This window comes from Pseudomonas sp. 910_23 (genome assembly GCF_052850795.1).
The window spans coordinates 13,158-39,136 of sequence record NZ_VXCZ01000020.1; the positions used below are offsets into that span (position 1 = coordinate 13,158).

21 protein-coding genes, 1 tRNA gene and 2 pseudogenes are annotated in these 25,979 nt (G+C 60.6%); 12 read left to right on the forward strand and 12 right to left on the reverse strand.

Going from position 1 to position 25,979, the window contains the following annotated elements:
• Nucleotides 1–88: 88 nt before the first annotated feature.
• The gene (acpA, locus tag FW800_RS21735; protein ID WP_032878048.1) at nucleotides 89–1,789 is read right to left on the reverse strand and encodes an acid phosphatase; all 1,701 of its coding nucleotides are present in this window, start codon (nucleotides 1,787–1,789) and stop codon (nucleotides 89–91) included.
• A 157-nt stretch (nucleotides 1,790–1,946) separates the two neighbouring features.
• On the opposite strand from acpA, the gene FW800_RS21740 reads away from it, so the two are divergent.
• Both FW800_RS21740 and FW800_RS21745 read left to right on the forward strand, forming a co-directional pair.
• The gene (locus FW800_RS21740; RefSeq protein ID WP_078820214.1) at nucleotides 1,947–2,237 is read left to right on the forward strand and encodes a nucleotidyltransferase family protein; all 291 of its coding nucleotides are present in this window, start codon (nucleotides 1,947–1,949) and stop codon (nucleotides 2,235–2,237) included.
• A gap of 163 nt (nucleotides 2,238–2,400) precedes the next feature.
• On the forward strand, nucleotides 2,401–2,574 hold the full coding sequence (locus FW800_RS21745; RefSeq protein WP_446438443.1) for a HepT-like ribonuclease domain-containing protein: 174 nt from the start codon (nucleotides 2,401–2,403) through the stop codon (nucleotides 2,572–2,574).
• Between the two features lie 38 nt (nucleotides 2,575–2,612).
• Here the strand turns inward: FW800_RS21745 and FW800_RS21750 are convergent, their stop codons facing one another.
• Nucleotides 2,613–4,031, reverse strand: a complete 1,419-nt coding sequence (locus FW800_RS21750; protein WP_032878044.1) for a short-chain fatty acid transporter — start codon at nucleotides 4,029–4,031, stop codon at nucleotides 2,613–2,615.
• 186 nt (nucleotides 4,032–4,217) lie between these two features.
• Here FW800_RS21750 and FW800_RS21755 point away from each other — a divergent pair, with 186 nt between their 5' ends.
• The 5 genes from FW800_RS21755 (at nucleotide 4,218) to FW800_RS21775 (ending at nucleotide 12,164) form a co-directional block, all read left to right on the forward strand.
• Nucleotides 4,218–5,507, forward strand: coding sequence for an MFS transporter (locus tag FW800_RS21755; RefSeq protein ID WP_446438444.1), 1,290 nt, complete (start codon nucleotides 4,218–4,220; stop codon nucleotides 5,505–5,507).
• A 128-nt stretch (nucleotides 5,508–5,635) separates the two neighbouring features.
• Nucleotides 5,636–6,541 (forward strand): cation diffusion facilitator family transporter, encoded by a 906-nt coding sequence (locus FW800_RS21760; RefSeq protein WP_248131917.1) that lies wholly within the window; start codon nucleotides 5,636–5,638, stop codon nucleotides 6,539–6,541.
• 109 nt (nucleotides 6,542–6,650) lie between these two features.
• A complete protein-coding gene (locus FW800_RS21765) occupies nucleotides 6,651–7,877 on the forward strand; it encodes a TolC family protein (RefSeq protein ID WP_446438445.1) in 1,227 nt (408 codons plus the stop codon).
• 19 nt (nucleotides 7,878–7,896) lie between these two features.
• Complete coding sequence (locus FW800_RS21770; protein WP_446438446.1) at nucleotides 7,897–9,003, forward strand: efflux RND transporter periplasmic adaptor subunit; 1,107 nt, start codon at nucleotides 7,897–7,899, stop codon at nucleotides 9,001–9,003.
• 17 nt (nucleotides 9,004–9,020) lie between these two features.
• Nucleotides 9,021–12,164 carry a CusA/CzcA family heavy metal efflux RND transporter gene (locus FW800_RS21775; protein ID WP_446438447.1) on the forward strand — a complete coding sequence of 1,048 codons (3,144 nt, stop codon included), beginning with the start codon at nucleotides 9,021–9,023 and terminating at the stop codon, nucleotides 12,162–12,164.
• A 74-nt stretch (nucleotides 12,165–12,238) separates the two neighbouring features.
• Here the strand turns inward: FW800_RS21775 and FW800_RS21780 are convergent, their stop codons facing one another.
• The 3 genes from FW800_RS21780 to FW800_RS21790 all read right to left on the reverse strand — a co-directional run bounded on the left by FW800_RS21780 (nucleotide 12,239) and on the right by FW800_RS21790 (nucleotide 16,019).
• Nucleotides 12,239–13,693: a heavy metal sensor histidine kinase gene (locus tag FW800_RS21780; RefSeq protein WP_103734681.1), complete on the reverse strand. Its 1,455-nt coding sequence runs from the start codon at nucleotides 13,691–13,693 to the stop codon at nucleotides 12,239–12,241.
• A complete protein-coding gene (locus tag FW800_RS21785) occupies nucleotides 13,690–14,364 on the reverse strand; it encodes a heavy metal response regulator transcription factor (protein ID WP_005784544.1) in 675 nt (224 codons plus the stop codon). Before FW800_RS21785 ends, FW800_RS21780 begins: the two co-directional genes overlap by 4 nt.
• Nucleotides 14,365–14,699: 335 nt before the next feature.
• The gene (locus FW800_RS21790) at nucleotides 14,700–16,019 is read right to left on the reverse strand and encodes an OprD family porin (RefSeq protein ID WP_446438448.1); all 1,320 of its coding nucleotides are present in this window, start codon (nucleotides 16,017–16,019) and stop codon (nucleotides 14,700–14,702) included.
• A 225-nt stretch (nucleotides 16,020–16,244) separates the two neighbouring features.
• Here FW800_RS21790 and FW800_RS21795 point away from each other — a divergent pair, with 225 nt between their 5' ends.
• The 3 genes and pseudogenes from FW800_RS21795 to FW800_RS21805 all read left to right on the forward strand — a co-directional run.
• Nucleotides 16,245–16,577, forward strand: a complete 333-nt coding sequence (locus FW800_RS21795; RefSeq protein WP_446438449.1) for a DUF2790 domain-containing protein — start codon at nucleotides 16,245–16,247, stop codon at nucleotides 16,575–16,577.
• Between the two features lie 195 nt (nucleotides 16,578–16,772).
• A pseudogene (locus FW800_RS21800) lies at nucleotides 16,773–17,459 on the forward strand (PAS domain-containing protein); the annotation flags it as partial.
• Nucleotides 17,460–17,567: 108 nt separating this feature from the next.
• Nucleotides 17,568–17,999, forward strand: a pseudogene (locus tag FW800_RS21805) (methyl-accepting chemotaxis protein); the annotation flags it as partial.
• Nucleotides 18,000–18,163: 164 nt separating this feature from the next.
• On the opposite strand, the gene FW800_RS21810 reads toward FW800_RS21805, so the two are convergent.
• Nucleotides 18,164–18,400, reverse strand: a complete 237-nt coding sequence (locus tag FW800_RS21810; RefSeq protein WP_122733193.1) for a hypothetical protein — start codon at nucleotides 18,398–18,400, stop codon at nucleotides 18,164–18,166.
• Nucleotides 18,401–18,851: 451 nt separating this feature from the next.
• Nucleotides 18,852–19,661, reverse strand: a complete 810-nt coding sequence (locus tag FW800_RS21815) for an AraC family transcriptional regulator (protein WP_446438450.1) — start codon at nucleotides 19,659–19,661, stop codon at nucleotides 18,852–18,854.
• A 136-nt stretch (nucleotides 19,662–19,797) separates the two neighbouring features.
• Between FW800_RS21815 and FW800_RS21820 the strand changes: the two genes are divergently transcribed.
• Nucleotides 19,798–20,436 (forward strand): LysE family translocator, encoded by a 639-nt coding sequence (locus FW800_RS21820; RefSeq protein WP_446438451.1) that lies wholly within the window; start codon nucleotides 19,798–19,800, stop codon nucleotides 20,434–20,436.
• Between the two features lie 44 nt (nucleotides 20,437–20,480).
• Nucleotides 20,481–21,575 (forward strand): D-alanine--D-alanine ligase, encoded by a 1,095-nt coding sequence (gene ddlA, locus FW800_RS21825; protein ID WP_446438452.1) that lies wholly within the window; start codon nucleotides 20,481–20,483, stop codon nucleotides 21,573–21,575.
• Nucleotides 21,576–21,578: 3 nt separating this feature from the next.
• On the opposite strand, the gene FW800_RS21830 is transcribed toward ddlA, so the two are convergent.
• From FW800_RS21830 to FW800_RS21850, 5 genes are all read right to left on the reverse strand, one after another.
• Nucleotides 21,579–22,295, reverse strand: a complete 717-nt coding sequence (locus FW800_RS21830; protein ID WP_446438453.1) for a polyphenol oxidase family protein — start codon at nucleotides 22,293–22,295, stop codon at nucleotides 21,579–21,581.
• A 27-nt stretch (nucleotides 22,296–22,322) separates the two neighbouring features.
• Nucleotides 22,323–24,152 (reverse strand): gamma-glutamyltransferase, encoded by a 1,830-nt coding sequence (gene ggt, locus FW800_RS21835; protein ID WP_446438454.1) that lies wholly within the window; start codon nucleotides 24,150–24,152, stop codon nucleotides 22,323–22,325.
• 36 nt (nucleotides 24,153–24,188) lie between these two features.
• On the reverse strand, nucleotides 24,189–24,968 hold the full coding sequence (locus FW800_RS21840; protein ID WP_446438455.1) for a PhzF family phenazine biosynthesis protein: 780 nt from the start codon (nucleotides 24,966–24,968) through the stop codon (nucleotides 24,189–24,191).
• Between the two features lie 127 nt (nucleotides 24,969–25,095).
• Nucleotides 25,096–25,172 (reverse strand) — tRNA-Met (locus FW800_RS21845).
• A gap of 238 nt (nucleotides 25,173–25,410) precedes the next feature.
• The gene (locus FW800_RS21850) at nucleotides 25,411–25,962 is read right to left on the reverse strand and encodes an RNA polymerase sigma factor (RefSeq protein WP_078820225.1); all 552 of its coding nucleotides are present in this window, start codon (nucleotides 25,960–25,962) and stop codon (nucleotides 25,411–25,413) included.
• Nucleotides 25,963–25,979: the final 17 nt, after the last annotated feature.

A 25,979-nucleotide genomic window follows, 5' to 3' on the forward strand; every position in this document is an offset into this window, starting at 1 on the left:
GCGGGATAAAAGCCCACCTGCACACAGTAGCGGCTGACCGGGAAAATCGCGTGTTAAATCGCCAGGCATGTCGTTATTGGATAAGCCTCTACGGGTGAAATTGCAAAGCGTTGGTCAGGTCGCCCATGGGCTTCTGGCCGCGGGCGATCATCGCGTCGTCACGCTGCTTGAGGCCGTCCAGAGTCTCCAATTGGAACACTCGGGTGATCAAACGCAGGATCGATGCAGTGTCGTACACCGTGTGGTCAACCGTGCCTTTGCGCGCAAACGGCGACACCACCAGGGCCGGCACCCGCGTGCCCGGGCCCCAGCGGTCACCCTTGGGCGGCGCGACGTGATCCCACCAGCCGCCGTTTTCATCGACGGTGACCACCACCACCATGTTTTTCCACTGCGGGCTCTCTTGCAGCACTTTCAGGGCGCGGGCGATATGGCGGTCGCCCGAGGCCACATCGGCATAACCGGCGTGCATGTTCAGGTTGCCCTGGGGTTTGTAGAAACTCACGGCCGGCAGCTTGCCGGCCTGGGCATCTGCGAAGAACTTGTTCGTGCTTGATTCATCCCCCAAGCCGCCGTCGCGCAGGCGTTTATCACGTTCCGCACGGTTTTGCGGACCTTGCTGCTTGAAGTAGTTGAACGGCTGGTGGTGGTACTGGAAGTTCGGGATCTTGGGGATCCCGCCCGAATCCTTGAACTGCTCCAGAGTGGCCTGCCACGCGCCGGCATACCAGGCCCAGTCAACGTTCTTTTTCGACAGCTTGTCGCCAATGTGCTCGTGGGTTTGCGGCACCAGCACATTGGGCAGGTCAGGCTTTGAGTAATCCGGGTTTTGCGGGTCGCGAATCCAGGTGGGCCAATACGGCGGGGCCAGGGTGTTTACGGCGTAACCGTCCGGGGTCAGCGCGCTGGGGCCGAACTGCGGCGGGCCGGTCATGGCGCTGGCCGGGGACGCGTCCAGCGGCTTGAGGCGCGTGTCGGTGGGGTCATCACTTTGCAGCGTGGCGATCTGCGCCTTGGCCACCGATTGCGCGGCATTGGGATAAACCGGCGCCGTGGCGCTGATCAGGTAGTGGTGGTTAAGAAACGAGCCGCCAAATGCGCCCTGGAAAAAGTTATCGCAGAGCACAAACTCCCTGGCAACGTCCCACAGGCGCAGAGAATAACGACTTTGGGCGTAATGGCCCATCACCAGGCCCCCGGCATCGCCCCAGGCGACAAAACCGTCGTTCTTGCCGCCGTTGATCTGCATCTGGTTTTGATAGAACACATGCCACAGGTCGCGGGTTACCAAGCTCAATGGCAGGTCTTCGGCGTTCGGGCCCTTGAGGGCAAACGGTGCGTTGGAAAGGTTTTCCTGGAATTGCACACCGCTGGGGTAGGTCACCCCGTCGACCGTTTGCGGGCCTACTTGCAACACACCGCCCCATGTGGGCGGCAGGCTGGCCAGCACACTACCGTCGCGGTCGCGCTGCCGGGTGTCAGTGGCGGATAACGCCGACAGTGGTTTTTCAAGCCCGGGGAAATCGGCAAACAGGTTGTTGAAGCTGCGGTTCTCGGCGTAGATCACCACCACGGTTTTAACCTGGTCGCTCAAGGCCTTGTCCAGTTCCTGGGGCGTGAGCGGCCTGGCTACCGGTGTGCTCGGCGCTTCGCTGGTATGGCCGCAGGCACTCAAAGTCGCGCCTACCCCCAACACCGCCGCACCGCCGAGGAAGCGCCGACGGCTGGTGTCGACCGGCGTTTTGGGGGCGGAGTCGGGGGTAGGGCGGTCGTTGTGCTCGTCACTCATTGCGGGGGGAGTCCTTGGCGAGATGTTGCAAGATATTTCACAGGACGGTAGCAATGGAATGTGACGGAACGAAGACACACATGTGATGTGCGGGGCGTGTCTACACAGAGTAAGCGCTGCTAGACTGGGCTTCTAATGCACACCATCGAGGTGAGTCGTGAAACCTTCAACTGCACTTGATCTACAACGAGCAGCTGTCAGAGAAGTGATAGGACGTTTCCAAATATCAAACCCGAGAGTATTTGGGTCTGTATTAACGGGTACCGACCAAGAAGGCAGTGATCTTGATTTGTTGGTTGATGTGCCACCGGGGACAACTCTTTTTGATCTTGGCGGGTTGCAGGTCGAGCTTGAGGACTTGTTAGGCGTCAATGTCGACCTGTTGACGCCTGGCGACTTGCCTTTGAAATTTCGCGCCAAGGTGTTGGCTGAGGCCCGTCCTGTATGACAGAAAATCGCTTAGGGGATTATCTGGAGCACATAAGGCAAGCTGCCCGTGACGCTATCACTTTTGTAGAGGGCTTGAGCAAAGAAGAGTTTTTGGAGGACCGGCGAACACAACAAGCTGTGGTCATGGCCTGATCATCATTGGTGAAGCGTCGACGAAAATCATGGATCAGCATCCGGACTTCGCGGCACGCCATTCACATATTCCTTGGCGCAATATGCGAGCGATGCGCAACCGAATCGCTCATGGTTACTTCGATATCAACTTGGATGTTGTTTGGGACACGATACAGAGTGCATTACCTGATCTATTGGCACGCCTTCCTGTAAATCCTTGACCGCAGCTTTTCTACCAACAGTTGCGGTCACCCGTTATTCAGGGCATCACAGGCGGCAAATACTTCAACGTCGTCCCCAGCGCCCACAACAAGAACAACACCAGCGGCGTGTGCACCAACAACTGCACAAACGAAAACCCGATCAAGTCCCGCGCCTTCAGCCCCAACACCCCCAGCAGCGGCAGCATATAGAACGGGTTGATCAAGTTCGGCAGTGCCTCGGCGGCGTTGTAGATCTGCACCGCCCAGCCCAGGTGGTATTGCAGGTCATTGGCCACTTGCATCACATAGGGCGCCTCGATAATCCACTTGCCGCCACCCGATGGGATGAAGAAGCCCAGCACCGCCGAATACACGCCCATCAGCAGCGCGTAGGTGTCGTGGGAGGCGATGGAGGTGAAGAACGTCGAGATATGGTGCGCCAGGGTCTGGCCGTCACCGCCCTTGACCACCGTCATCAGTGCGGCAATCGAGCCGTACAGCGGGAACTGGATCAGCACGCCGGTGGTGGTCGGCACCGCACGGGCCACGGCATCGAGGAAGCTGCGCGGGCGCCAGTGCAGCAGGGCGCCGACCATGATGAACAGGAAGTTATAGGTGTTGAGCCCCGAGATGGCGCTGATCGCCGGCTTGGTTGAGAACTCATGGAACAGCCAGCCGGCTGCCAGCAATGCCAGCAATATCGTCAGCAACGGGCTGTGTTCCAGCCATTCGCCAGGACGCGTCGGCGGTTGTGGCTTGGGCAGGTTAAAGGCCGGGTCGACGCCGCAGGCCTTGGCATCCCGGGCACTGTTGGGGCCTGGCGCGGTGGCGTAGGCGATGATCAGCGACACCACGATCAGCGCCAGAAGCAGCACACCGGATTGCCACAGGAAGATCGTTTCGGTGAACGGGATCATCCCGGTGATCGACAGGATCGACGGCGGCAAGCTGGCCGGGTTGGCCTGCAACTGCGCGGCTGACGACGATAGCCCCAACGCCCACACGGCACCGAGGCCCAGGTATGCTGCAGCGCCGGCGGCGCGGTAGTCCATGCGCAAATCGGTACGACGGGCCAACGCCCGCACCAGCAAACCGCCGAACACCAGGGACAAGCCCCAGTTGAGCAACGATGCCACCATGGAAATCAACGCCACCCAGGCTACCGCCGAACGACCGTTCTTGGGGATGCGCGCCAAGCGGTCGATCAACTTCACCGCGGGCGGCGAGCTGGCGACTACATAACCGCCGATCACCACAAACGCCATCTGCATGGTGAACGGGATCAGGCTCCAGAACCCGTCGCCAAATGCCTTGGCCGCTTCGGCGGGCGCTGCGCCCATGCCCAGGGTCGCCACGGCGACGATAATCACCGCGAGAGCGGCAAACACCCAGGAGTCGGGAAACCAGCGCTCGGCAAAATTGGAACAACGCAGGGCAAATCGAGCGTAGCGGCTTTCTTCGATAGCATCGGCCATGAAGCTTTCCTCTTGTATTTATTATGGGGTTTGGCAGTTTTACGGCATGTTCCTCTACCCCCATTGATTTGGGAATGTAGTTATCTTCAACGATCAATGAGTAAAACAAATATATCCGTCGTGATTGCCTTCAATGGGTTCAGCTCATAACCTGCACGCCATTTTGTTTGTCTGCCGAGCCTGCACATGACTGCCACCTTTTCCCCACGGGCGCAGCGTTTTTCCCGCTCCGACTACAAAACCCTGGGCCTGGCCGCCTTGGGTGGAGCCCTGGAAATCTACGACTTCATTATTTTTGTGTTTTTCGCGCTGACCCTCAGCCAATTGTTTTTCCCCCCGGAAATGCCCGAGTGGCTGCGCCTGTTGCAAAGCTTCGGCATCTTCGTTACTGGCTACCTCGCCCGTCCGCTGGGCGGCATCCTGATGGCGCACTTTGCCGACCACCTGGGGCGCAAGCGCGTATTCAGCTTGAGCATCCTGATGATGGCCTTGCCCTGCCTGCTGATCGGCATCATGCCGACCTACGCGCAAATCGGCTATTTCGCACCCTTGATCCTGCTGGCGCTGCGCGTGCTGCAAGGTGCCGCGGTGGGCGGCGAAGTGCCCAGCGCCTGGACCTTCGTTGCCGAGCACGCACCGCGCCATCATCGCGGCTACGCCTTGGGCTTCCTGCAAGCCGGCCTGACCTTCGGTTACCTGCTGGGCGCATTGACCGCGACCTTGCTGGCGCAAGTCTTCACCCCCGCCGAAATCCTCGACTACGCCTGGCGTTTCCCGTTCCTGCTCGGCGGCGTATTCGGCGTGATTGGCGTATGGCTGCGTCGCTGGCTCAGCGAAACCCCGGTGTTCCTTGAAATGCAGGCGCGTCGCCAGGCCGCCGCCGAAATGCCATTGCGCACTGTGCTGCGCGAGCATCGCGCCGTGCTGTTGCCGGCCATGATCCTGACCTGCGTACTCACCTCAGCCGTGGTGGTGCTGGTGGTCATCACCCCGACCATGATGCAGAAAACCTTCGGCATGGGCCCCAGCCATACTTTCGCCCTGAGCGCGTTGGGCATCGTTTTCCTGAATATCGGCTGCGTCCTCGCCGGCTTGCTCGTGGACCGCATCGGCGCCTGGCGCGCGGTGTTGGTCTACAGCCTGTTGCTGCCGGTAGGGATTTTTATCCTGTATGCCAGCCTGATCAGCGGCGGCGTGTGGCTGGGCGCGGCGTACGCGGTGGCAGGCTTGAGCTGCGGGGTGGTGGGCGCGGTGCCGTCAGTGATGGTCGGCCTGTTCCCGGCGCAGGTGCGGGTGTCGGGGATTTCCTTCACCTACAACATTGCCTATGCGCTGTGGGCGAGTACTACGCCGCTGCTGTTGATCGCGCTGATGCCGACCAGCCCGTGGGTCTGCGTGGGGTATTGCGTGGTGATGGGGGCGGTGGGAGTGGCGAGTGTGGCGTTGTTTGGCAAGCGCCACACATTGGCTGCCTGAAAATCGGTTCAGGAGAGCGCCCGCAGCTAACGACGTTCTGGCGTGCAGATGACAATTTTGCAAACCATGCCCGTGGATCTGGCCTATAGCTCTATGATCCGCTTCCTTCCAACCCACAAGGACATCCCATGAGCGCAGGACACAGCCACGCCCAAGTACGCGCCGGCCACGAACGCAAGTTATGGATCGCCCTGGGGCTGACCGGCAGCTTCATGCTGGCCGAAGTCATCGGCGCCTTTATCACCGGCAGCCTGGCACTGTTGTCGGACGCGGCGCACATGATGACCGACGCCCTGGCCCTGGCGATTTCCCTGGTGGCGATCCAGGTCGCCAAGCGCCCGGCAGATCGCAAGCGCACCTTCGGGTATGCGCGGTTCGAGATTCTGGCGGCTGCGTTCAATGCATTGCTGCTGTTCGCCGTGGCGTTCTACATCTTGTACGAGGCTTACCTGCGGCTGCAGACGCCCGCCGAGATCCAGTCCACCGGCATGTTGGTGATTGCGCTGCTGGGGCTGGTCGTCAACCTGATCTCCATGCGCCTGCTCAGCGCGGCCAGCGGCGAGAGCCTTAACGTCAAGGGTGCCTATCTGGAAGTCTGGAGCGACATGCTCGGCTCCGTCGGCGTGATCATTGCCGCGCTGGTGATCATGTTCACCGGCTGGGGGTGGGTCGATTCCGTGGTCGCGGCCGCCATCGGCTTTTGGGTCTTGCCGCGCACCTGGACCCTCCTCAAGGCGAGCATGAATATCCTGCTGCAAGGTGTGCCGGAAGGCGTCGATATCGAGCAGGTGGAGCAGGGCATCCGCAGCGTACCTGGGGTCAGGGACGTGCACGACCTGCACATCTGGGCCCTCACCAGTGGCAAGAATGTGCTGAGTACGCATTTGGTCGCGGATGCATCCCAGGGCACTGAGCAGCAGATCCTCAGCCGAGTGACGGAGTTACTGCACGAGCAATTCGATATTTCCCATGCCACGATCCAGGTCGAGGGCGAGGGTTTTCAGCATGACGATCACGACGACGTGCATGCCTGAGCCTGGCTAACGGATTTGTAATCTTTCACCCACGGCCCTGATAAGTACCGACAGCTACATTGCCCCCGCTGGGACACCTCAGCGACTTCATGGGCGTGGAACTCTCGTTATGGCAATTTCCGTTAGAACACTGTTGGGGGCGGCAGCATTGGCATTGTGGATATCCGCAAACGCCGCCCAGGCACAACCCCTCACCCTCGATGCAGCGCTGCAAACCGCCTTCGCCAACAACCCGGACCTGGCGGCCGCACAATGGGAAATCGACATCGCCCAGGGCGGCCGCCAGCAGGCCGGCTTGATCCCCAACCCGGTGGCCTCCTGGGATGCCGAAGACACCCGCCGCAACAGCCGCACCACCAGTATCAAACTCAGCCAGACCCTGGAACTGGGCGGCAAGCGTGGTGCGCGCGTCGAGGTGGCTACCCGTGCCCAGGATGCCGCCGCGCTGACTCTGGAGCAGCGCCGCAACCTGTTGCGCGCCGAGGTCATCGACAGCTACTACGGCGCCCTGCGCGCCCAGGAGCGCCTCGACCTGGCGCAACGCTCCATGACGCTTGCCGAGCGCGGCCTGGTGGTCGCCAACGGGCGTGTCACCGCCGGCAAGTCGTCGCCGGTGGAAGCCACCCGCGCCCAGGTGCAGGTGTCGGAAATCCGCCTGGAATTGAACCGCGCACAGATTGGCCTCACTGATGCCTACCGTCGCCTGGCCACCAGCACCGGCAGTGCGGCCACCGACTTCCAGGCCGTCGCCACGCCAAACACCTCCGCGCCGGCGTTACCCGCCGCCGCGCCTTTGCTGGCACGTCTTGAGCAAACCGCCGAACTGCGCCTGGCCGAACTCAATATTGTGCAGAACGAAGCCAGCGTGGGCCTGGAAAAAGCCCAGCGCATTCCGGACCTGGATGTGTCCATTGGCAGCCAGTACGACGCCAGCGTGCGCGAGCGGGTCAACCTGGTGGGCGTGTCGATGCCGATCCCGCTGTTCAACCGCAACCAGGGCAACATCCTCGCGGCCACTCGACGCGCCGACCAGGCCCGCGACCTGCGCAACGCCGCCGAGCTGCGCCTACGCACCGAAACCCGCCAGGCCCTGGACCTGTGGCAAACGGCGAACACCGAAGTGCGTGCGTTCAACCAACAGATCCTGCCTGCCGCACAGAGCGCGGTAGACAGCGCCACCCGTGGTTTCGAGATGGGCAAGTTCAACTTTCTCGACGTGCTCGACGCCCAGCGTACCTTGATCGCGGCCCGCACCCAGTACCTCGCGGCGACGGCCCAGGCCACCGACGCCTGGGTGCGTATCGAACGAATTTACGGCGACCTCGCCCGGTTTTGATTTTTCCTGGAGTTCCCTGATGAACAAAAAACATGGCATGGCGCTCGCCGTCGCCTTGGGCCTGCTGCTATCGGGCTTGGCCCACGCCGAGGAAGAAGAAGGCAAACTTGAACTCACCGAGCAGCAGATCCAGGCCGCCGGTATTCAACTGGCCCAGGCGCAACCGCGCTCGATCAGCACGGTGCTGACGCTGCCCGGCGAGGTGCGTTTTGATGAAGACCGTACCTCTCACATCGTGCCCCGGGCTGCGGGCGTGGTGGAAGCGGTGAACGTCAATCTGGGCCAGTCGGTAAAAAAAGGCGAGCTGTTGGCGGTGATCGCCAGCCAGCAGATTTCCGACCAGCGCAGTGAGTTGGCGGCCAGCCAGCGCCGGGTCGAACTGGCGCGTACCACCTTTGAGCGCGAGCGCCGGTTGTGGCAGGACAAAATCTCCGCCGAGCAGGATTACCTGCTGGCGCGGCAAACCCTGCAAGAAGCCGAAATCGCCCTGAACAATGCCCGGCAAAAGATGACCGCCCTCAGCGGCAGCGCAGTTCTGGCCGGTGGCAATCGCTATGAACTGCGGGCGCCGTTCGCCGGGGTGGTGGTGGAAAAACACCTGGGCGTGGGCGAGGTGGTCAGTGAAACCAGCAACGCATTCACGCTCTCGGACCTGTCTCAGGTGTGGGTCACCTTCGGTGTCTTTCCCAAGGACTTGAACAAGGTTCGTGTAGGCAAACCAGTAAAAGTCAGCTCGACGGAAATGGGCACCGAAGTGCTGGGCACCGTGGCGTATGTCGGCAACTTGCTCGGCGAGCAAACGCGTACCGCCACCGTGCGTGTGACGGTGCCCAACCCCGACGACGCCTGGCGTCCTGGTTTATTCGTGGCCGTGCAAGTCGCCACCGATACCTACCAGGCCAAGGTCACCGTACCACAAGCCGCCATCCAGACCGTCGAGGACAAACCCTCGGTGTTCGTGCGCACTGCAGAAGGCTTTATCACCCGCCATCTTGAACTGGGCGTCAGCGAAAACGGCTACGTCGAAGTGCGTCAGGGCCTGGAGGCCGGTGCGCAAGTGGCGACGGCTGGCAGCTTCATCCTCAAGTCCGAACTGGGCAAAGGCTCGGCCGAACACGCCCATTGATCTGCGAGTGATTCCCCATGTTTGAGCGCCTTATCCAATTCGCCATCGAGCAGCGCGTTATCGTGTTGCTGGCGGTGCTGTTGATGGCCGGTGTCGGCATCGCCAGCTATCAGAAACTGCCCATCGACGCGGTGCCCGATATCACCAACGTGCAGGTGCAGATCAACTCGGCGGCCGCCGGTTTTTCGCCGCTGGAAACCGAGCAGCGCATCACCTTTCCCATCGAAACCGCCATGGCCGGTCTGCCCGGCTTGCAGCAGACGCGTTCGCTGTCGCGTTCCGGTTTGTCCCAGGTCACGGTGATTTTCAAGGACGGCACCGACCTGTTTTTTGCCCGCCAACTGGTCAATGAACGTCTGCAAGTGGCCCGCGGGCAATTGCCCGATGGCATCGAAACCGCGATGGGGCCGATTTCCACCGGGCTTGGGGAAATTTTCCTGTGGACCGTGGAAGCTGAGGACGGTGCGCGCAAAGAGGACGGTACGCCTTACACCCCCACCGATTTGCGGGTGATCCAGGACTGGATCATCAAACCGCAGTTGCGCAACGTGCCGGGCGTGGCCGAGATCAATACCATTGGCGGCTTCGCCAAGGAATATCAGATCGCACCGGACCCCAAGCGCCTGGCCGCCTACAACCTGACGCTCAATGACCTGGTTACCGCGCTGGAGCGCAACAACGCCAATGTCGGTGCCGGTTATATCGAGCGCAGCGGCGAACAGTTGTTGATCCGCGCGCCGGGGCAAGTGGCGTCTATCGATGACATCGCCAACATTGTCATCACCACCTCGGACGGCACCCCGATTCGTGTGCGCAACGTGGCCCAGGTCGACATTGGCCGCGAGCTGCGCACCGGCGCCGCCACCGAAAACGGCCGCGAAGTAGTACTGGGCACCGTGTTCATGTTGATCGGTGAGAACAGCCGCAGCGTGTCCCAGGCAGTGGCGAAAAAGCTCGAGGAGATCAACCGTTCACTGCCCGAAGGCGTGGTGGCGGTCACCGTCTACGACCGCACCAACCTGGTGGAAAAAGCCATCGCCACCGTGAAGAAGAACCTCTTCGAAGGTGCGTTGCTGGTGGTGGCGGTGTTGTTCCTGTTCCTGGGCAATATCCGTGCGGCGCTGATCACGGCGATGGTGATTCCGCTGGCGATGCTGTTCACCTTCACCGGCATGTTCACCAACAAAGTCAGCGCCAACCTGATGAGCCTTGGTGCGCTGGACTTCGGCATTATCGTCGACGGTGCGGTGGTGATCGTCGAGAACGCCATCCGTCGTCTGGCCCATGCGCAGCAGCGTTACGGCCGCCTGCTGACCCGCAGTGAGCGCCTGCACGAAGTGTTCGCTGCTGCCAAAGAGGCGCGACGGGCGCTGATCTTCGGGCAACTGATCATCATGGTGGTGTACCTGCCGATCTTTGCTCTTACCGGGGTGGCCGGGAAGATGTTCCACCCGATGGCGTTCACGGTGGTGATTGCCTTGCTCGGCGCGATGATTCTGTCGGTGACCTTCGTACCGGCGGCGATTGCGTTGTTCGTCACCGGCAAGGTCAAGGAAGAAGAAAACTTCGTCATGCGCAGCGCACGCCGGGTGTATGACCCAGTGCTCAATTGGGTGATGACGCGCCGCCCCTTGGTATTTGGCCTGGCGCTGCTGACCATCGTCGTATCGGGCCTGGTCGCCAGCCGTATGGGCAGCGAATTTATCCCCAGCCTCAGCGAGGGCGACTTCGCCCAGCAGGCGCTGCGCGTACCTGGCACCAGCCTGACGCAATCGGTGCAGATGCAGCAGCAATTGGAAAAAACCTTGCTGGCCGAAGTGCCGGAAATCGAGCGGGTATTTGCGCGCACCGGTACGGCGGAAATCGCCTCCGACCCGATGCCGCCGAACATCTCCGACAGCTACGTGATGCTCAAACCCAAGGACCAATGGCCGGACCCGAGCAAGTCACGCGAGGCGATCATTGCCGACATCCAACGCGCCAGCGCGATTGTGCCGGGCAGCGTGTATGAGCTGTCGCAACCGATCCAGCTGCGTTTCAACGAGCTGATTTCCGGGGTGCGCAGCGATGTGGCGGTGAAGGTGTTTGGCGATGATATGGCGGTGCTCAACACCACTGCCGGGGAAATCGCCGAGACCTTGCAAAAGCTCAACGGCGCCTCGGAAGTGAAGGTGGAACAGACCTCCGGCCTGCCGGTGCTGACCATCAATATCGATCGCGACAAGGCCGCTCGCTTTGGCCTGAATGTGGGCGATGTGCAGGACACCATCGCTGTCGCCGTCGGTGGGCGTCAGGCCGGTACGTTGTACGAAGGTGATCGGCGTTTCGACATGGTCGTGCGCTTGTCCGACGCACTGCGCACAGACATCGAAGGCTTGTCACGGTTATTGATTCCGGTGCCGGCGCTGGCCGGTAGTACCTCGGGACAACTGGGCTTTATCGCCTTGTCCCAGGTCGCCAGCCTCGACCTGGTGCTGGGCCCCAACCAGATCAGTCGCGAGAATGGCAAGCGCCTGGTGATCGTCAGCGCCAACGTGCGTGGGCGTGATATCGGCTCGTTTGTCGAGGAAGCCGAAGCGGCCATTGCCACTCAGGTGAAAGTGCCCGCCGGTTACTGGACCACCTGGGGCGGGCAATTCGAGCAGTTGAAAGAAGCCTCCGAGCGCCTGCGTATCGTGGTGCCGGTGGCGTTGCTGCTGGTGTTCGGCCTGCTGTTCATGATGTTCAACAACCTCAAGGATGGCTTGCTGGTGTTCACCGGGATTCCGTTCGCGTTGACTGGTGGAATCATGGCGCTGTGGCTGCGGGATATTCCGCTATCGATTTCGGCGGGGGTGGGCTTTATCGCTTTGTCGGGTGTGGCGGTGCTGAACGGCCTGGTGATGATCGCCTTTATCCGCAACCTGCGCGAAGAAGGGCGCTCGTTAGCGGTGGCGATCCACGAAGGCGCGCTGACCCGCTTGCGCCCGGTGCTGATGACTGCGCTGGTGGCGTCCCTCGGGTTTATCCCCATGGCACTCGCCACTGGCACCGGCGCCGAAGTACAACGCCCGTTGGCGACGGTGGTGATTGGCGGGATTATTTCCTCGACCTTGCTGACGTTGCTGGTGCTACCGGCGTTGTACCAATGGGCTCATCGCCGTGAAGAAGAGGCCGAATAACAATCTTGAATGCACCACACAACCAATGTGGGAGGGGCGGTGCGACGATTCGACTTGCTCCCGATAGCGGCAGGTCAGTTGATACATGTGTTGACTGACACACTGCCATCGGGGGCGAGCCCCCTCCCACATGAGATCTCTGTTGTTTGCAAAGGAAACACCAGGCTAAACCGTGTGAAACGCCCAGGTTGGCTGGTGACATGAGCATGCCCCTGATGCAAATGCATGATCGATTTCACTATGGCCAACCCCAGCCCGTTGCCGCCTTCGGCGCGGGTACGACTGCTGTCGGCGCGGTAGAAACGTTCGAACAGGTGCGGCAGGTGGTGCGCGTCGATGCCTCGGCCGGGGTTGCCCACCGACAGCGACACGCTCTGGCCATAGGTTTCCACCAACAGCAGGATGCTCGAACCTTCTGGCGTATGGCGTATGGCATTGGAGAGCAAATTGGAAATCGCCCGCTGGATCATCAGACGATCCCCCGTCACCCAGGCCTCGCCGCGCAGGCTCAGGGTGACTTGCTTGTCTTCGGCACTCAGGGCAAACAGCTCCATCACTCGCTCGGCCTCTTGCCCCAGGGATACGTCGGTGAATGACGCCCGCGCCGCCGGATGGCTGACCTGGGCAAGGAACAGCATGTCGCTGACAATACGCCCCAGGCGCTCAAGCTCTTCGGTGCTGGATTCCAGCACCGCTTTGTATTCCTCCGGCGGTCGCTGGCGCGACAGGGTCAGTTGAGCCTTGCCCATCAGGTTGGTCAGCGGGGCGCGCAGTTCGTGGGCCAGGTCATCGGAGAATTGCGAGAGTTGCTGTACGCCCGCATCCAGGCGGTCGAGCATCACGTTGAAGCCTTGGGCCAGTTCCCCCAGTTCGTGGGGCAAATTGTCGACGGACAAACGGTGTGTCAGGTCCTGGGTGGTGACCTTCGCCGCCACCTGGCTGAATTGCTTCAACGGCGCCAAGCCGCGTTGTACCAACCACCAGGCACCCATGCCGATCAGTATCAACAGCAGCGGCAGCGCAATCAGCGTGGCGCGCAGATAGGCGCTGAGCAGTGCCTGGTCGTCTCTGCGGTCCAGGGACAGCAGCACCCGCACGCGTTCACCGCTGGCCAGGCGCATCAGGCTGGAGGCGCTGAGCACCTGGTTGCCGTCGCTGTCGGTCCAGTTCAGGTAGCCGAGGGTTTCCCGCGGTTTGAAGTCGGTGAGCAACGGCGATTGGGGCTTGGCGCCGATGTTCAGTAACACGCGGGTGTCGGGCGCGGTGCCGACGATAGTCAGGTAGAAATTGTCGTGGCCGATGACCAGGTCCAGCAGCGCATGGGGACGAGCGCGAATGGCCTGGGCGTCGAGCCCCAGGGACAGGCTGTGCTGGAGCTGCTCCATCTTGCTTTCCAGGCCCTTGCGCGCCAGTTTTTCCAGTTCATGGGTGAGGGCCAGGTAGGCCAGGGTGGCCAGCAGCAAGACCAGGCCCGCGCCCATCAGGCTGACGGTCAAACCCAGGCGCATCGACAGGCTGCCGGTTTTCATGGACGCGCCTCCAGCACGTAGCCGACGCCGCGAATGGTGTGGATCAGCTTGACCTCGCTCTGGTCGTCGACCTTGGCGCGCAGGCGGCTGATGGAGACTTCCACCACATTGGTGTCGCAGTCGAAATTCATGTCCCATACCAGCGAAATAATCTGCGTGCGGGTCAGCACTTCACCGCTCTGGCGCATCAGCACCTGCAGCAGGGCGAATTCCTTGGTGGTCAGGTCGATGCGCCGAGTGCCGCGATAGGCGCGGTGGCGACGCGGGTCCAGTTCCAGGTCCGAGACGCGGAACACTTCCGGCTGGGGGATGTGTTCGCTGCGCCGCAACAGGGTGCGCACCCGCGCCAGCAGCTCGGGGAACTCGAACGGCTTGACCAGGTAATCGTCGGCGCCCATGTCCAGGCCCTTGATCTTGTCCGCCAGCCTGCCGCGGGCCGTGAGCATCATCACCCGCTGGTTGCCGTTGCGGCGCAGTTGTTCCAGCACTTGCCAGCCATCCTTGCCCGGCAGGTTGACGTCCAGAATCACCAACTCGTAGGCATGCTGCTCGGCCAGGTGCAGGCCATCAATGCCATTGGCGGCGCAGTCGGCCACGTAGCCGCTTTCGTTCAAACCCTGTCGCAAATAGTCAGCGGTTTTTTGCTCGTCCTCAATCACAAGGATACGCATGGGGGTTACCTCTTGAATGATGGAGAGAAGGCGCCCATGTCCTTATGGCGGCTGTTATCAAAGTGGGAAAAGTCTGAAGGCTAAAGTAGCTTTAGGGTCAACTGCGACCATCGGTCGCACAGCCCGGCGCACAAAAAAAACGCCCCAAGCGGGGCGTTAAAAATTCATCTCTTTCCAAAGGAGCTACACAAAAGCTTCAGAGATGAACGTGCTCGGTAAATAAGTTGGCGCGAGTATAGAAAGTTGAACTTAACGAGAAGCTGAGGCCAATATTACAATTTTGATAACCGGCTATTTGTGAACAGATGTTAGTTAATCGCGAGCGAATGTAAGTGTCACAAAACGGCCAGTGGATATTCGGCGATCAAGCGAACTTCTTCCAGATCGGACTCAAAGGCGCTGGAGCGCACGGTGGCCTGGCGCAAGCGCAGGGACAAATCCTTGAAACGCCCACTTTGCACCACGTACTTGGCCTCGATATCCCGTTCCCAACGGCGTTGATCGGTCAGCGGGTTACCCGCCGCATCGCGACGCATGTACACGGCGTTGGCGTTGCTGTAGTCGGCGCCGGTGCCCTTGCCGTAGCGGGTCATGAACGACAGGCCCGGGATGCCGAACGCCTGCATGTCCAGGTCGTAGCGCACCATCCATGAGCGCTCCTTGGGCGAATTGAAGTCGCTGTACTGGATCGAGTTGTTGAGGAAGATCGAATCAGACTGGCGCAGGTAGTCGAAGTCATCGTCGCCATTGTTGCGCTGGTGCGACACGGCCACGCTATGGGCGCCGACCTTGACCCCAAGCCTGGCGCTCCAGATGTTGTTGTCGAATTCGCCGAGCCGTTTGCGGCCTTCGTCCACGGCCTTGTAGTAGTTGAAATCGCCGAACAGTGACACGTCGTCGGTCAGCGCATAGTTGGCGTTGCTGCCCAGGTAGTACTGATCCCAGGCGTCCTTCAAGCGGCTGCTGTAGAGGCTCAAGCCAAGGTGGCTGTTGAGTTGGTAGTCCCCGCCGAAGTAGGCGATCCAAGGCGAGTCGACCTTGCCCGCATAGAACGTCGCGAAGCCTTTGTTCATCCCGCTTTCATTGGGCTGGCTCATGCCGCTCAAGCGTCCGCCTTGCAAGCTCAGGCCATTCAGGCTGGTGTTTTGTACGGTGAAACCGCGAAAGCTTTGGGGCAATACCCGTGAATCGCCGTACGCCACTACGGGCGTCAGCGGGAATACGTCGCCGGCCTTGATCACGGTGTCCAATACACGCAGTTTCGCCGCTCCGCCGAGTTTGCTGTAGCGGTTTTCGGGCTGATTGGTGCTGTCCACCGGCAATACGCCGAACGAGCCCTTGCCGCCACTACGGCCTGCACCGGAGTCGAGCTTGAGCCCCAGCATGGCGAACGCGTCCAGGCCAAACCCCACGGTGCCTTGGGTAAAGCCGGATTCGAACCGGCTGATCAGCCCCTGCGCCCAGGCTTCGGAATAGCCGTTACCGGTGGGGCTGGATTGGCCCTTGCGATCGTCGCGATTGAAGTAAAAATTGCGCGCCAGTACGTTCAGGCTACTGCCTTCGATAAAACCGTCGGGCTTTTCCTGCCCTGCCGCCACGGCCAGGGGCAACGCGGCCATCAGTGAAAAGGGAAGGGTGTAGTGACGAATATTCATGATGCGCTCCTCGGTGATGGCAGTTATCGGCTTCTTATAGAGGCAGGCGTTCTTATTGATCTGGCCCAGGCTGATAGTTGCAAACGGCGTATAACAGGCGCATTGCATGAAGATTACGATTCTGGAAACTAACGGCCATCTAACAAATACGTAATGTTCTGGTGAACCTGGTGTCAGGGTTCGTTGGTTAGTCTCGACACTTAACTTTTAGTCGAGGACTTGGTCATGAACTTCCATACAGTGGGTTTGGGCGTATTAACGGCGGTCTTGTCGTTCGGTGCACTGGCCGAAGGCGGAGGGGATCGCACCTTTGCCCTGATGATGGAGCGCAACGAGAAAGCCATGGCCGCCTATGCGATCAAAAAAGGCAAGGCAGTGCCTCAGGTGCAGACCTATCGCTACGGCATGGATCTGGATGTCGCCAAGGTGGTCAACGTGACGCCGCCGATCCGCTCGTGCAACGCCGTGCCGTCGCGCATGACCTATGAAGACTCCAGCGGCAAGCTCAATACCCTGGAATATCAAGTGATGGGTGTGTGCCGATTCAATGGGGGCTGATGGCGCTGAAAATATAGTTCGACTTGGGCTGCAAGCTCTCTTTAGAAAATTGCGCCAGCGCCGATGCAGATTAGGACGCCCACCCCATTTGCCTAATGGTGCCCCATGTTCAATACCCGCCTGAAGCAGGAGCTGACCGCTCTGCGCGAAGAATTGTCGAGCTTGCTACAGGTGAAAGAGAGCCTGGAAAGCGAAATGCTCGTCCTGACGCTGGACGCCGAGGGCCGGGTGGAGTGGGCGAATGCCAACTTCCTGCAGGAACTGGCTTATTCATTGAGTGAGATTGTGGGGCGTGCAATCGAAGACTTGGTACCGGCCCATGTGCGCCAGGATGAGTTTCAGTTGCGCTTCAAGCACGCCCTGGCCCGCGGCGAACACTTCGCCGGCGCCGTGCGCCTTATGCGTGGCAATGGCAAGGAAGCGTGGTTGCGCTCGATCGTGCAGCCGGTGCGCAGTTCACAGGGGCATATCAAGCATTTTTCGATGTTCTCCAGCGACCTCACCCGCACCATCGAGAGTTCGCGTGAGCATGAAAACCTGATCACCGCGCTGATGCGTTCCACCGCGTTGATCGAGTTCGACCTGGACGGAAACGTGCTCACCGCCAATGACCGCTTCCTCAGCAGCATGGGGTACAGCCTGGCGCAGATCCAGGGTAAACATCACCGTATGTTCTGCGAACCGCAGGAATACAACAGCGCCGAGTACCAGCAGTTCTGGAAGCGCTTGAACGCCGGTGAGTTCGTGGCGGCGCGCTTCAAGCGCGTGGACAGCCACGGTCGCCTGGTGTGGTTGGAAGCCACCTATAACCCTGTGCTGGACGCCAACGAACGGCTGTACAAAGTGGTCAAGTTCGCCACGGTGATCACCGACCAGGTTAACCGCGAGCAAGCGGTGGCCGAGGCCGCCAACATTGCCTACAGCACCTCCTTGCAAACTGATGACAGCGCCCAGCGCGGCACCACCGTGGTCACCCAGGCGGTGGACGTGATGCGCGACCTGGCCCAACACATGCAACAGGCTGGCGAAGGTATCGAGGCGCTGAATGCCCAGTCCCAGGTGATCGGCAGCATCGTCAAGACCATCAGTGGCATCGCCGAGCAGACCAACCTGCTTGCGCTCAACGCGGCCATCGAAGCAGCGCGTGCCGGTGAGCAGGGGCGTGGCTTTGCGGTGGTGGCCGATGAAGTGCGGCAACTGGCTTCACGCACCAGCAAAGCCACCGAGGAAATCGTCGGCGTAGTGCGCCAGAACCAGGACATGGCCCGCGATGCGGTTGCGCTGATGGCCGACGGTCGCCTGCAAGCCGAGCAAGGCCTGGCCCTGGCGGCCGAGGCGGGTACGGTGATTGTGGAAATTCAGGACGGTGCGCAAAAAGTGGTGAGTGCGGTCGGGCAGTTCGCCAATCAGTTGTCGAGCTGACGGGTTGGCTCAAGAGCATGATCCAGCGCTGAACTCGGTTTTGAACACAGCAGAGCTCAATGTGGGAGGGGGCTTGCTCCCGATGGAGGTAGGTCAGTCACAGATGTATTAATGACACTCCCTCATCGGGAGCAAGCCCCCTCCCACATTGTTTTGTAGTGTTTTCAGGTGCGCGGCATGCACTCGATAGTGCGGTTTACCACGGTCTTGGCCATCTCCAGCAAATGCCACGCGGCATGGATTCTGGCGCGGTCGTGGGGTTGCAGGTGATCGCAACAGTCCCACACGGTGGCAGAGGCGCTGTGGATCAGATGGGAAATATAGAGTTGAGCGTCTTCGAAGCTGAGGTCTTCGTTGACGACGAGGCAGTCCATGGGTGGATCGGGAAGTGCTTTGGTCATGGTGTAACTCCTATTGGGCATGGGAGCGACCACCAACGCTGCTAAACGTAGGGTGGCAGCTGTACGCGGGTTAGCAGACCGGTCAATAGGAAAACCAGCGCACCCGAAGGTGCCCCGCGCACAGCCACCATAAATGCAGATGTGGACCGTGTGCCTATTGAACTCAGGCTGCTAAACCCGATCACTGAAATCCAGCGACGGACCGAAGACTAGCCATCGATTCCAACAGGCACAAGGCGGCAGGGATTGTCTCGGAAACGTCCTGCAATTTAAAGGGACACAGCTTGCTGGCCCTTTACAAACCATGACCAAATGCCAGCAACACCACTACATTCAAAATGTGGGAGGGGGCTTGCTCCCGATAATGGTGTGTCAGTCAATATATTTGTCGCTGATACACCGCTATCGGGAGCAAGCCCCCTCCCACATTGAATGCATTCCAAGTCTTGGATCAGCGTCCGAGCATCTTTACCCAACGCGACGGCGGCATGCCGTAGGTGCTGCGAAATTGCCGGGTCATGTGGCTTTGGTCGGTGAAGCCTGCGGTCATGGCCGCATCCACCAACGATTGGCCCTGGGCCAACAAGTGGCGCACCAGGTCCAGCCTGCGCATGGTCAGGTAGCGGTAGGGGCTGGTGCCGAACAACAAGCGAAAATCCCGCGATAACGCCCAGCGGTCGCGGTCGGCATGGTCGGCTATTTCATCCAGGGTGATGCTGCGGCCCAGGGCGCTGTGGATAAATTCACGGGCGCGTTCGGCGGCCACGTAGTTGAAGGATTTACGGCTGACGACGGCACCGGATGCCTCGCTCAGCGCCTGGGCCAGGTCGAACATGGCGTCCTGCTCTTGCATCGGGTCAATCGGGCAATCCAGGCTTTGCAACAACACTTCGCTGGCGCGGTGCAGCCGAGGGTCGGTGGACAGGCCGCCGGGAATGAAAGGCAAGGGTTTGCCGCCGAGGATCTGCTGGATTAGCGCCGGCTCCACATAAATCATCCGGTACTTGAAGCCTTCATCGCTGCCGGCACGGCCGTCGTGGGTTTCGTCCGGGTGAATCACCATGGTGGTGCCAGGCATGCTGTGGGTCATGCCACCGCGATAATGAAAACTCTGCACGCCGAACAACGTGCGCCCGATGGCGTAGGTGTCATGGCGATGGGGGTCGAATGCGAAACCGGCAAAGTACGCCTCGATACGGTCCAGGCCACTGGCGTGCGGGGCGCGGTGCAGCCAGTCGAGGGAGTGGGTGGGTTTGCCCATGGTGACTTGTCACAGAAGGAGGTGGGAACACGTTAACCGAGTCTGCCGCGGTTGTCTGCCTGGGGTCTTGTACGATTGTGCAGGCGTTGGGCGGGGCCTATGATCGCTGTTCGTCTACTGCGCTGGTGAACCCTCCATGGATGTTTTCAACCCTGCCTATGTGGCGCCGCTGGTCTCGCTCGCGCTGCTGTGGACGATCGCCGTGGTGACCCCCGGCCCCAACTTCTTCAATACGGCGCAGTTGGCCGCCAGTTGTTCGCGACGTCACGGTGTAGTGGCGTCGGCGGGCGTAGCGACGGGCACGATTATTTGGGGGCTGGCAGGTGGCCTGGGTATCAAGTCGCTGTTTACCGCCGCGCCCATGTTGTACCTGGCGTTCAAGATCATCGGCGGTTGCTACCTGATCTACCTTGGGCTAAAGCTGTTCAAGCGCTCGGCGCCGACAACGGGGCAGGCGGTGTTGCCCGATGAGCCGCGACGCTCGTTGTTTTCCGCATGGCGTTTCGGTTTTCTCGGCAATTTGTCCAACCCCAAGGCCGCTCTGTTCGTCGCCACGGCCTTCGCCTCGACCATGCCGCCCTCACCCTCGCCGACGTTGCTGACCTTGGCGGTCATCACCATGGCTACGTTGTCGTTCAGTTGGTATTCCAGCGTAGCCTTGGTGTTTTCCAGCGAGCGCATGGCCAACCTCTACAGTCGTTCGCGCAAGTGGCTCGACCGCTTTGCCGGCAGTTGCTATCTGTTGTTCGGGGCGCATCTGGTGGCGAACCGCTGACTACCCGTGGTAAGAAGCCTTACTTTCAACAGTGAGGCCAGGTCATGAGCAAGGTGCGGGTAGGTATTATTTTTGGTGGCCGTTCGGCTGAGCATGAGGTCTCGCTGCAATCGGCGCGCAACATCGTCGATGCCCTCGACCGTTCGCGCTACGAGCCCATCCTGATCGGTATCGACAAGGCCGGTCACTGGCACCTCAACGACACGTCGAACTTCCTGATCAACCAGGAAAACCCGGCGCTGATCGCCCTGAACCAATCCAACCGTGAATTGGCGGTGGTGCCGGGCAAGGCCAGCCAGCAAGTGGTGGAAACCTCCGGGCAGGGCTTGCTGGAACACATCGATGTGATCTTCCCCATTGTCCATGGCACCCTCGGCGAAGACGGTTGCCTGCAAGGTTTGCTGCGTATGGCCGACTTGCCTTTCGTCGGCTCCGACGTGCTCGGCTCGGCCGTGTGCATGGACAAAGACATCAGCAAGCGCCTGCTGCGTGACGCCGGTATTGCCGTCACGCCGTTCATCACCCTCACCCGTGGCAACGCGGCGCGCACTTCCTTTGAAGCGGCGGCGAACAAGCTCGGCGTGCCGATGTTCGTCAAGCCCGCCAACCAGGGCTCCTCAGTGGGCGTGAGCAAAGTCGGCAGCGAAGCTGAGTACCACGCTGCGGTTGAGCTGGCGTTGGGTTTTGATGAGAAAGTGTTGGTGGAGTCCGCCGTCCAGGGCCGTGAAATCGAATGCGCCGTGTTGGGCAATGACCACCCCATCGCCAGCGGTTGTGGCGAGATCGTGGTGAGCAACGGCTTTTATTCCTACGACAGCAAATACATCGACGATCAGGCCGCCCAAGTGGTGGTGCCTGCGGCTATCAGCCGTGAAGCCAGCGAGCGAATTCGCAGCTTGGCCGTTGACGCCTTTGAGGTGTTGGGTTGCGCAGGGCTGGCGCGGGTGGATGTGTTCCTGACGAATGAGGGCGAAGTCCTGATCAACGAGATCAACTCACTGCCTGGTTTTACCCGCATCAGCATGTACCCCAAGCTGTGGCAGGCGGCGGGCATGAGCTACAGCGAGTTGGTGAGCCGGTTGATTGAGTTGGCGTTGGAGCGACATGCGGGACGCAAGGGGTTGAAGAGCAATCGCTGATCGTTAGCGTGTACGAGCAATCCACGAATAGATCAACGTCTTCGGCTCCTCCAAGTGATGCGTCCTCCTGCGATAGCTGGCAAACGTCGGCGACGTGCAATAAGTGCACACGTCACTCACCTCGATCTGCTCGCGCTTGACCCCCGCCGCTTGCAGCAACAGCAGCCCATACCCGCTCAAGTCAAACCAGGCACTTCCCGCTTGCCTGGCGTGGGGCGGTGTAATGTGCGGAGCTTGTAGCGGTGTCGGTTGCTCAATGCTCCAGGGCGCCTGGCTGTCCTCCCATAGGTGGCCTTGATCCGCTTGGAACTGGGCAATGAACGTTTCACTCACCTCATAGCAGCAAGGCTTGATCGACGGCCCAATTGCCACCCGCAACTGGGCCGCGCTAATGCCTTCATCGATAAAACGCTGCACGGCATTGCCGATAATCCCGCGTTGCAGGCCCTTCCAGCCGCCATGAATGGCGGCCACTAAATCACCGCCTGCGATCAGGATGGGCAAACAGTCGGCCGTAATGACCGCAATTGGCTGCCGGCTCCGGGTGAACACCCCGTCAGCCTCAATCGTGTTGGCCGGCTGACCCGGCTGCCACTCGATCACTGACGCGCTGTGCACCTGTTTGCAAATAAACACGTCATCGGGGCGCAGCGGATCGTCAATCGAGCAAAAACCGTGATCCACGCCGGGGAGGGCATTGAGGTTATGGGCTTTGTTCACCGTGCATTCTCCTTTGATCAAAACACCCTAGTCGCCCAACGCCTCGCCTTCACGCCGAGGGTCGGCGCCGCCGCTCAGCGACACCTTGCCCTGGGCATCCCGCGTGCGCACGATGGCCTGTACGCCGCTGGTCATATCGATCTCGCTCAGGGCATGGCCCTTGTCCTTGAGCGCTTGTTTGAGCGCTGGGCTGAACAGGCCGGTTTCCAACTCAGTTGCGCCATTGCGGCTGCCGAAATTCGGCAGGCTGATGGCCGCTTGCGGGTCGAGCTTCCAGTCGAGCATGGCCACCAGGGATTTGGTCACGTACTCGATGATCTGCGAACCGCCCGGGGAGCCCACGGTGGCCAGCAACTCACCACTGTTGCGATCGAACACCAGGGTTGGAGCCATGGCCGAGCGCGGGCGCTTGCCGGGTTGCACGCGGTTGGCCACAGGCTGGCCGTTTTCTTCGGGGATGAACGAGAAATCGGTCATCTGGTTGTTGAGCAAAAAGCCCTGGACCATCACGTGGGAGCCGAACGCCGCTTCCACGGTGGTGGTCATCGACACCGCGCCACCCTGGTCGTCCACCGCCACCACTTGCGAGGTGGAGATGCGCAGCGGCGAGCGATCCGGTGCATACGCCACTTGAACGCCCTCCGGTTGGCCAGGCTTGGCGACCCCCATGCTGCGCTCGCCGATCAGCGCGGCGCGCCGGGCCAGGTAGTTGGGTGCAACAAGGCCGGCAACCGGCACGGGGGTGAAGTCTGCATCGGCCACATACAGGGCGCGATCGGCAAAGGCCAGGCGCCCGGCTTCGGCGATCAGGTGCACGGCCTCGGGTGTCGGTTCAAGCCCGGCCGGCGAAGTACTCTTGTTCGGGGTCATCGGCGCGATCGCCAGGCGCGGGTCGCGGGTCTGCAGCGCCTGCAAGGTGCCAAGGATCTGCGCCACGGCAATCCCGCCAGAGGAGGGCGGCGGCATCCCGCAGATTTTCCATTGTTTGTAGTCGGTGCACAGTGGGGCGCGCTCCTTGGCGCTGTAGCCCTTGAGGTCGGCTACGGACAAGCTGCCGGCATTGTGATTGCCCTGCACCTTGCGTGCGATCTCATCGGCAATCGCCCCGTGGTACAGCGCATCCGGCCCTTCCTTGGCGATGCGCTTGAATACCGCGGCCAGCGCCGGGTTTTTCAACAGCGTGCCGGTGGCTTTGGGCGAGCCATCGGCATTCAGGAAGTACGCCGCCATCTCGGGCGATTGCACAATAAAGCGATCCGCCGCGATCAAGCTATGCAAGCGCGGTGAAATGGCAAAGCCCTGCTCCGACAGGCGGATCGCCGGCTCGAACAGCTTGGCCCATTGCAGATGGCCGCTCTTCTTGTGCGCCATTTCCAGTGCGCGTAATACACCCGGCGTGCCGACAGAGCGCCCGCCAATTTGCGCATCGGTGAACGCCATCGGCGTGCCGTCGGCCTTCAGGAACAAGCGCTCGGTCGCCCCCGCCGGTGCGGTCTCGCGGCCATCGTAGGCCTGCACGTTTTTGCCATCCCATAGCATGATGAACGCACCGCCACCAATGCCGGAAGACTGTGGCTCTACCAGGGTCAGCACCGCTTGCATCGCAATCGCCGCGTCGATGGCCGAACCGCCTTGGCGCAACATCTCGCGTCCGGCTTCGGCAGCCAACGGGTTGGCAGCGGCGGCCATATGGTGCTCGGCGTGGCGGGTACTCAGGTCAGTGCGATAGCCCGAACCCAACTCCGGTGCCGGTGGCTGTTCGGTGACAGACGTGTGGCAGGCCGCAAGGGCCAGGGCTGCTGCGATGACCGTCAACTGACGGCGGGAAGTCAAAAGCACGCGCTGAACTCCGTTCATTTTGAGAATGATCTGTTGTCCTTCGGGAATTGCGTTTTACAGATAAATCGTGCCTTGCATATACAGCACCGCCTTGCCGGAGATAATCACGCGGTCGCCCTTGAGTTCACAGCGCAACTGGCCCTTGCGCTGGCCGCCTTGCTCGGCGGTCAGCTGCAACTTGCCCAGGCGCTCGGCCCAGAACGGTGCCAGCGAGGTGTGCGCCGAGCCGGTGACCGGGTCTTCATTGACCCCCACATTCGGGCCGAACCAGCGTGAGACAAAATCAAACTGTGTGCTTTTGGCGGTGACTGCAATCCCACGTTTGGACAGGCCCTTGAGTCGTGCGAAATCCGGTGTCAGTGCCGCCACCTGCGCTTCATTTTCCACCAGCACGATGTAGTCATCGGTGCCAGACACCTCAGCAGTTTCAATGCCCAGTGCGCTCAACATTCCAGCCGGTGGCTCGCAGCGTTGCGGCTGTTTGGCCGGGAAATCCATCGCCAGTTCATCGCCATTGCGCGTCACCCGCAACTCGCCGCTACGCGTGGCAAAGCGCAGCACTTGCGGCGCATCGGCCAGCATATGAATCAATACCCAGGCCGCCGCCAAGGTGGCATGGCCGCACAGGTCTACCTCGACTTCGGGGGTGAGCCAGCGCAGCTCGTAGAACTCGCCACGGGGTACAAAAAACGCGGTTTCCGAGAGGTTGTTTTCAGCCGCGATACTCTGCAGTTGCTCGTCGGGCAACCATTCGGTGAGCGGGCACACCGCCGCCGGGTTGCCGCCGAAGGGGTATTGGCTGAAAGCGTCGACTTGGTAGATGTCCAGTTTCATCGGGGCACTCCGCATTTTAGGGAGGCTGGACACTAACAGTGGGGGTGGGGGGCGTCAAAATACAGTTGGGGAGTTTTTTACGCGCACAAAAAAACGGCCTACCTTTCGGTAAGCCGTTTTTAGTACTTGGTGGCTACACAGGGACTTGAACCCCGGACCCCAGCATTATGAATGCTATGCTCTAACCAACTGAGCTATGTAGCCAAGTGGCGCGCATTATTCGCTCGGAACGGCAATGCGTCAAGTCTTTTTGTTGAGTTTTTTTCTACGCTTTCAACCGTTTAACCGAAAACGCTGCTTTGGGTGACAGGCGGCAGGGAGGCTCGCTGGCGGATGCGCTCTGTAGCGGGGGGCAGATGCAGAGCATTGGCGTCTATCAGGCCAAGTCTGACAGTGTTGGGCAGATATCCCTGTCGCCCAACGCTTGCCCGGCTAATTCAGCTTAGCGATGCAGGGGGGTGTGGGTCACGCGCTTGAGCTGTTCGCGTGCCCGTGACAGGCGCGAGCGCACGGTGCCGATAGGGATGTCCAGTACGTCGGCGGTGTCCTGATAGCTACCGTCGGTTTCCAGTGAAGCGTACAGCGTCTTGCGCATCTCGGTCGGCAAGTGATCGATAGCGCTCAGGGTATTTTCCAGGCGCCGGTTGATCTCAAACTCCCAATCCAGACTGTGGGTGTCTTCCTGGCCATGCCACAGCGACTCATCGAATTCGCAATGTGCGGGTTTGGCATACAGGCGCCGAAAGTGATTGCGGATCAGGTTCTGCGCGATGCCGCACATCCAGGTGCTGAGCGTTGCGGTGCCGCTGAAACGTTCGCGATTACGCCAGGCTTCCAGGTAGGTCAATTGCAAAAGATCATCCGCATCTTCCGGGTTAAGCACGCGTTTATGAATAAAGCGGCGAAGCTTTTTCTGTTGATCGTCCGTCAGATGAAGCATGAATTGAGGCGAATTGCCACCAAGGTGAACTAAGGCTTCAATAGGAATATTCATGATTTTTTCCTTAAGGT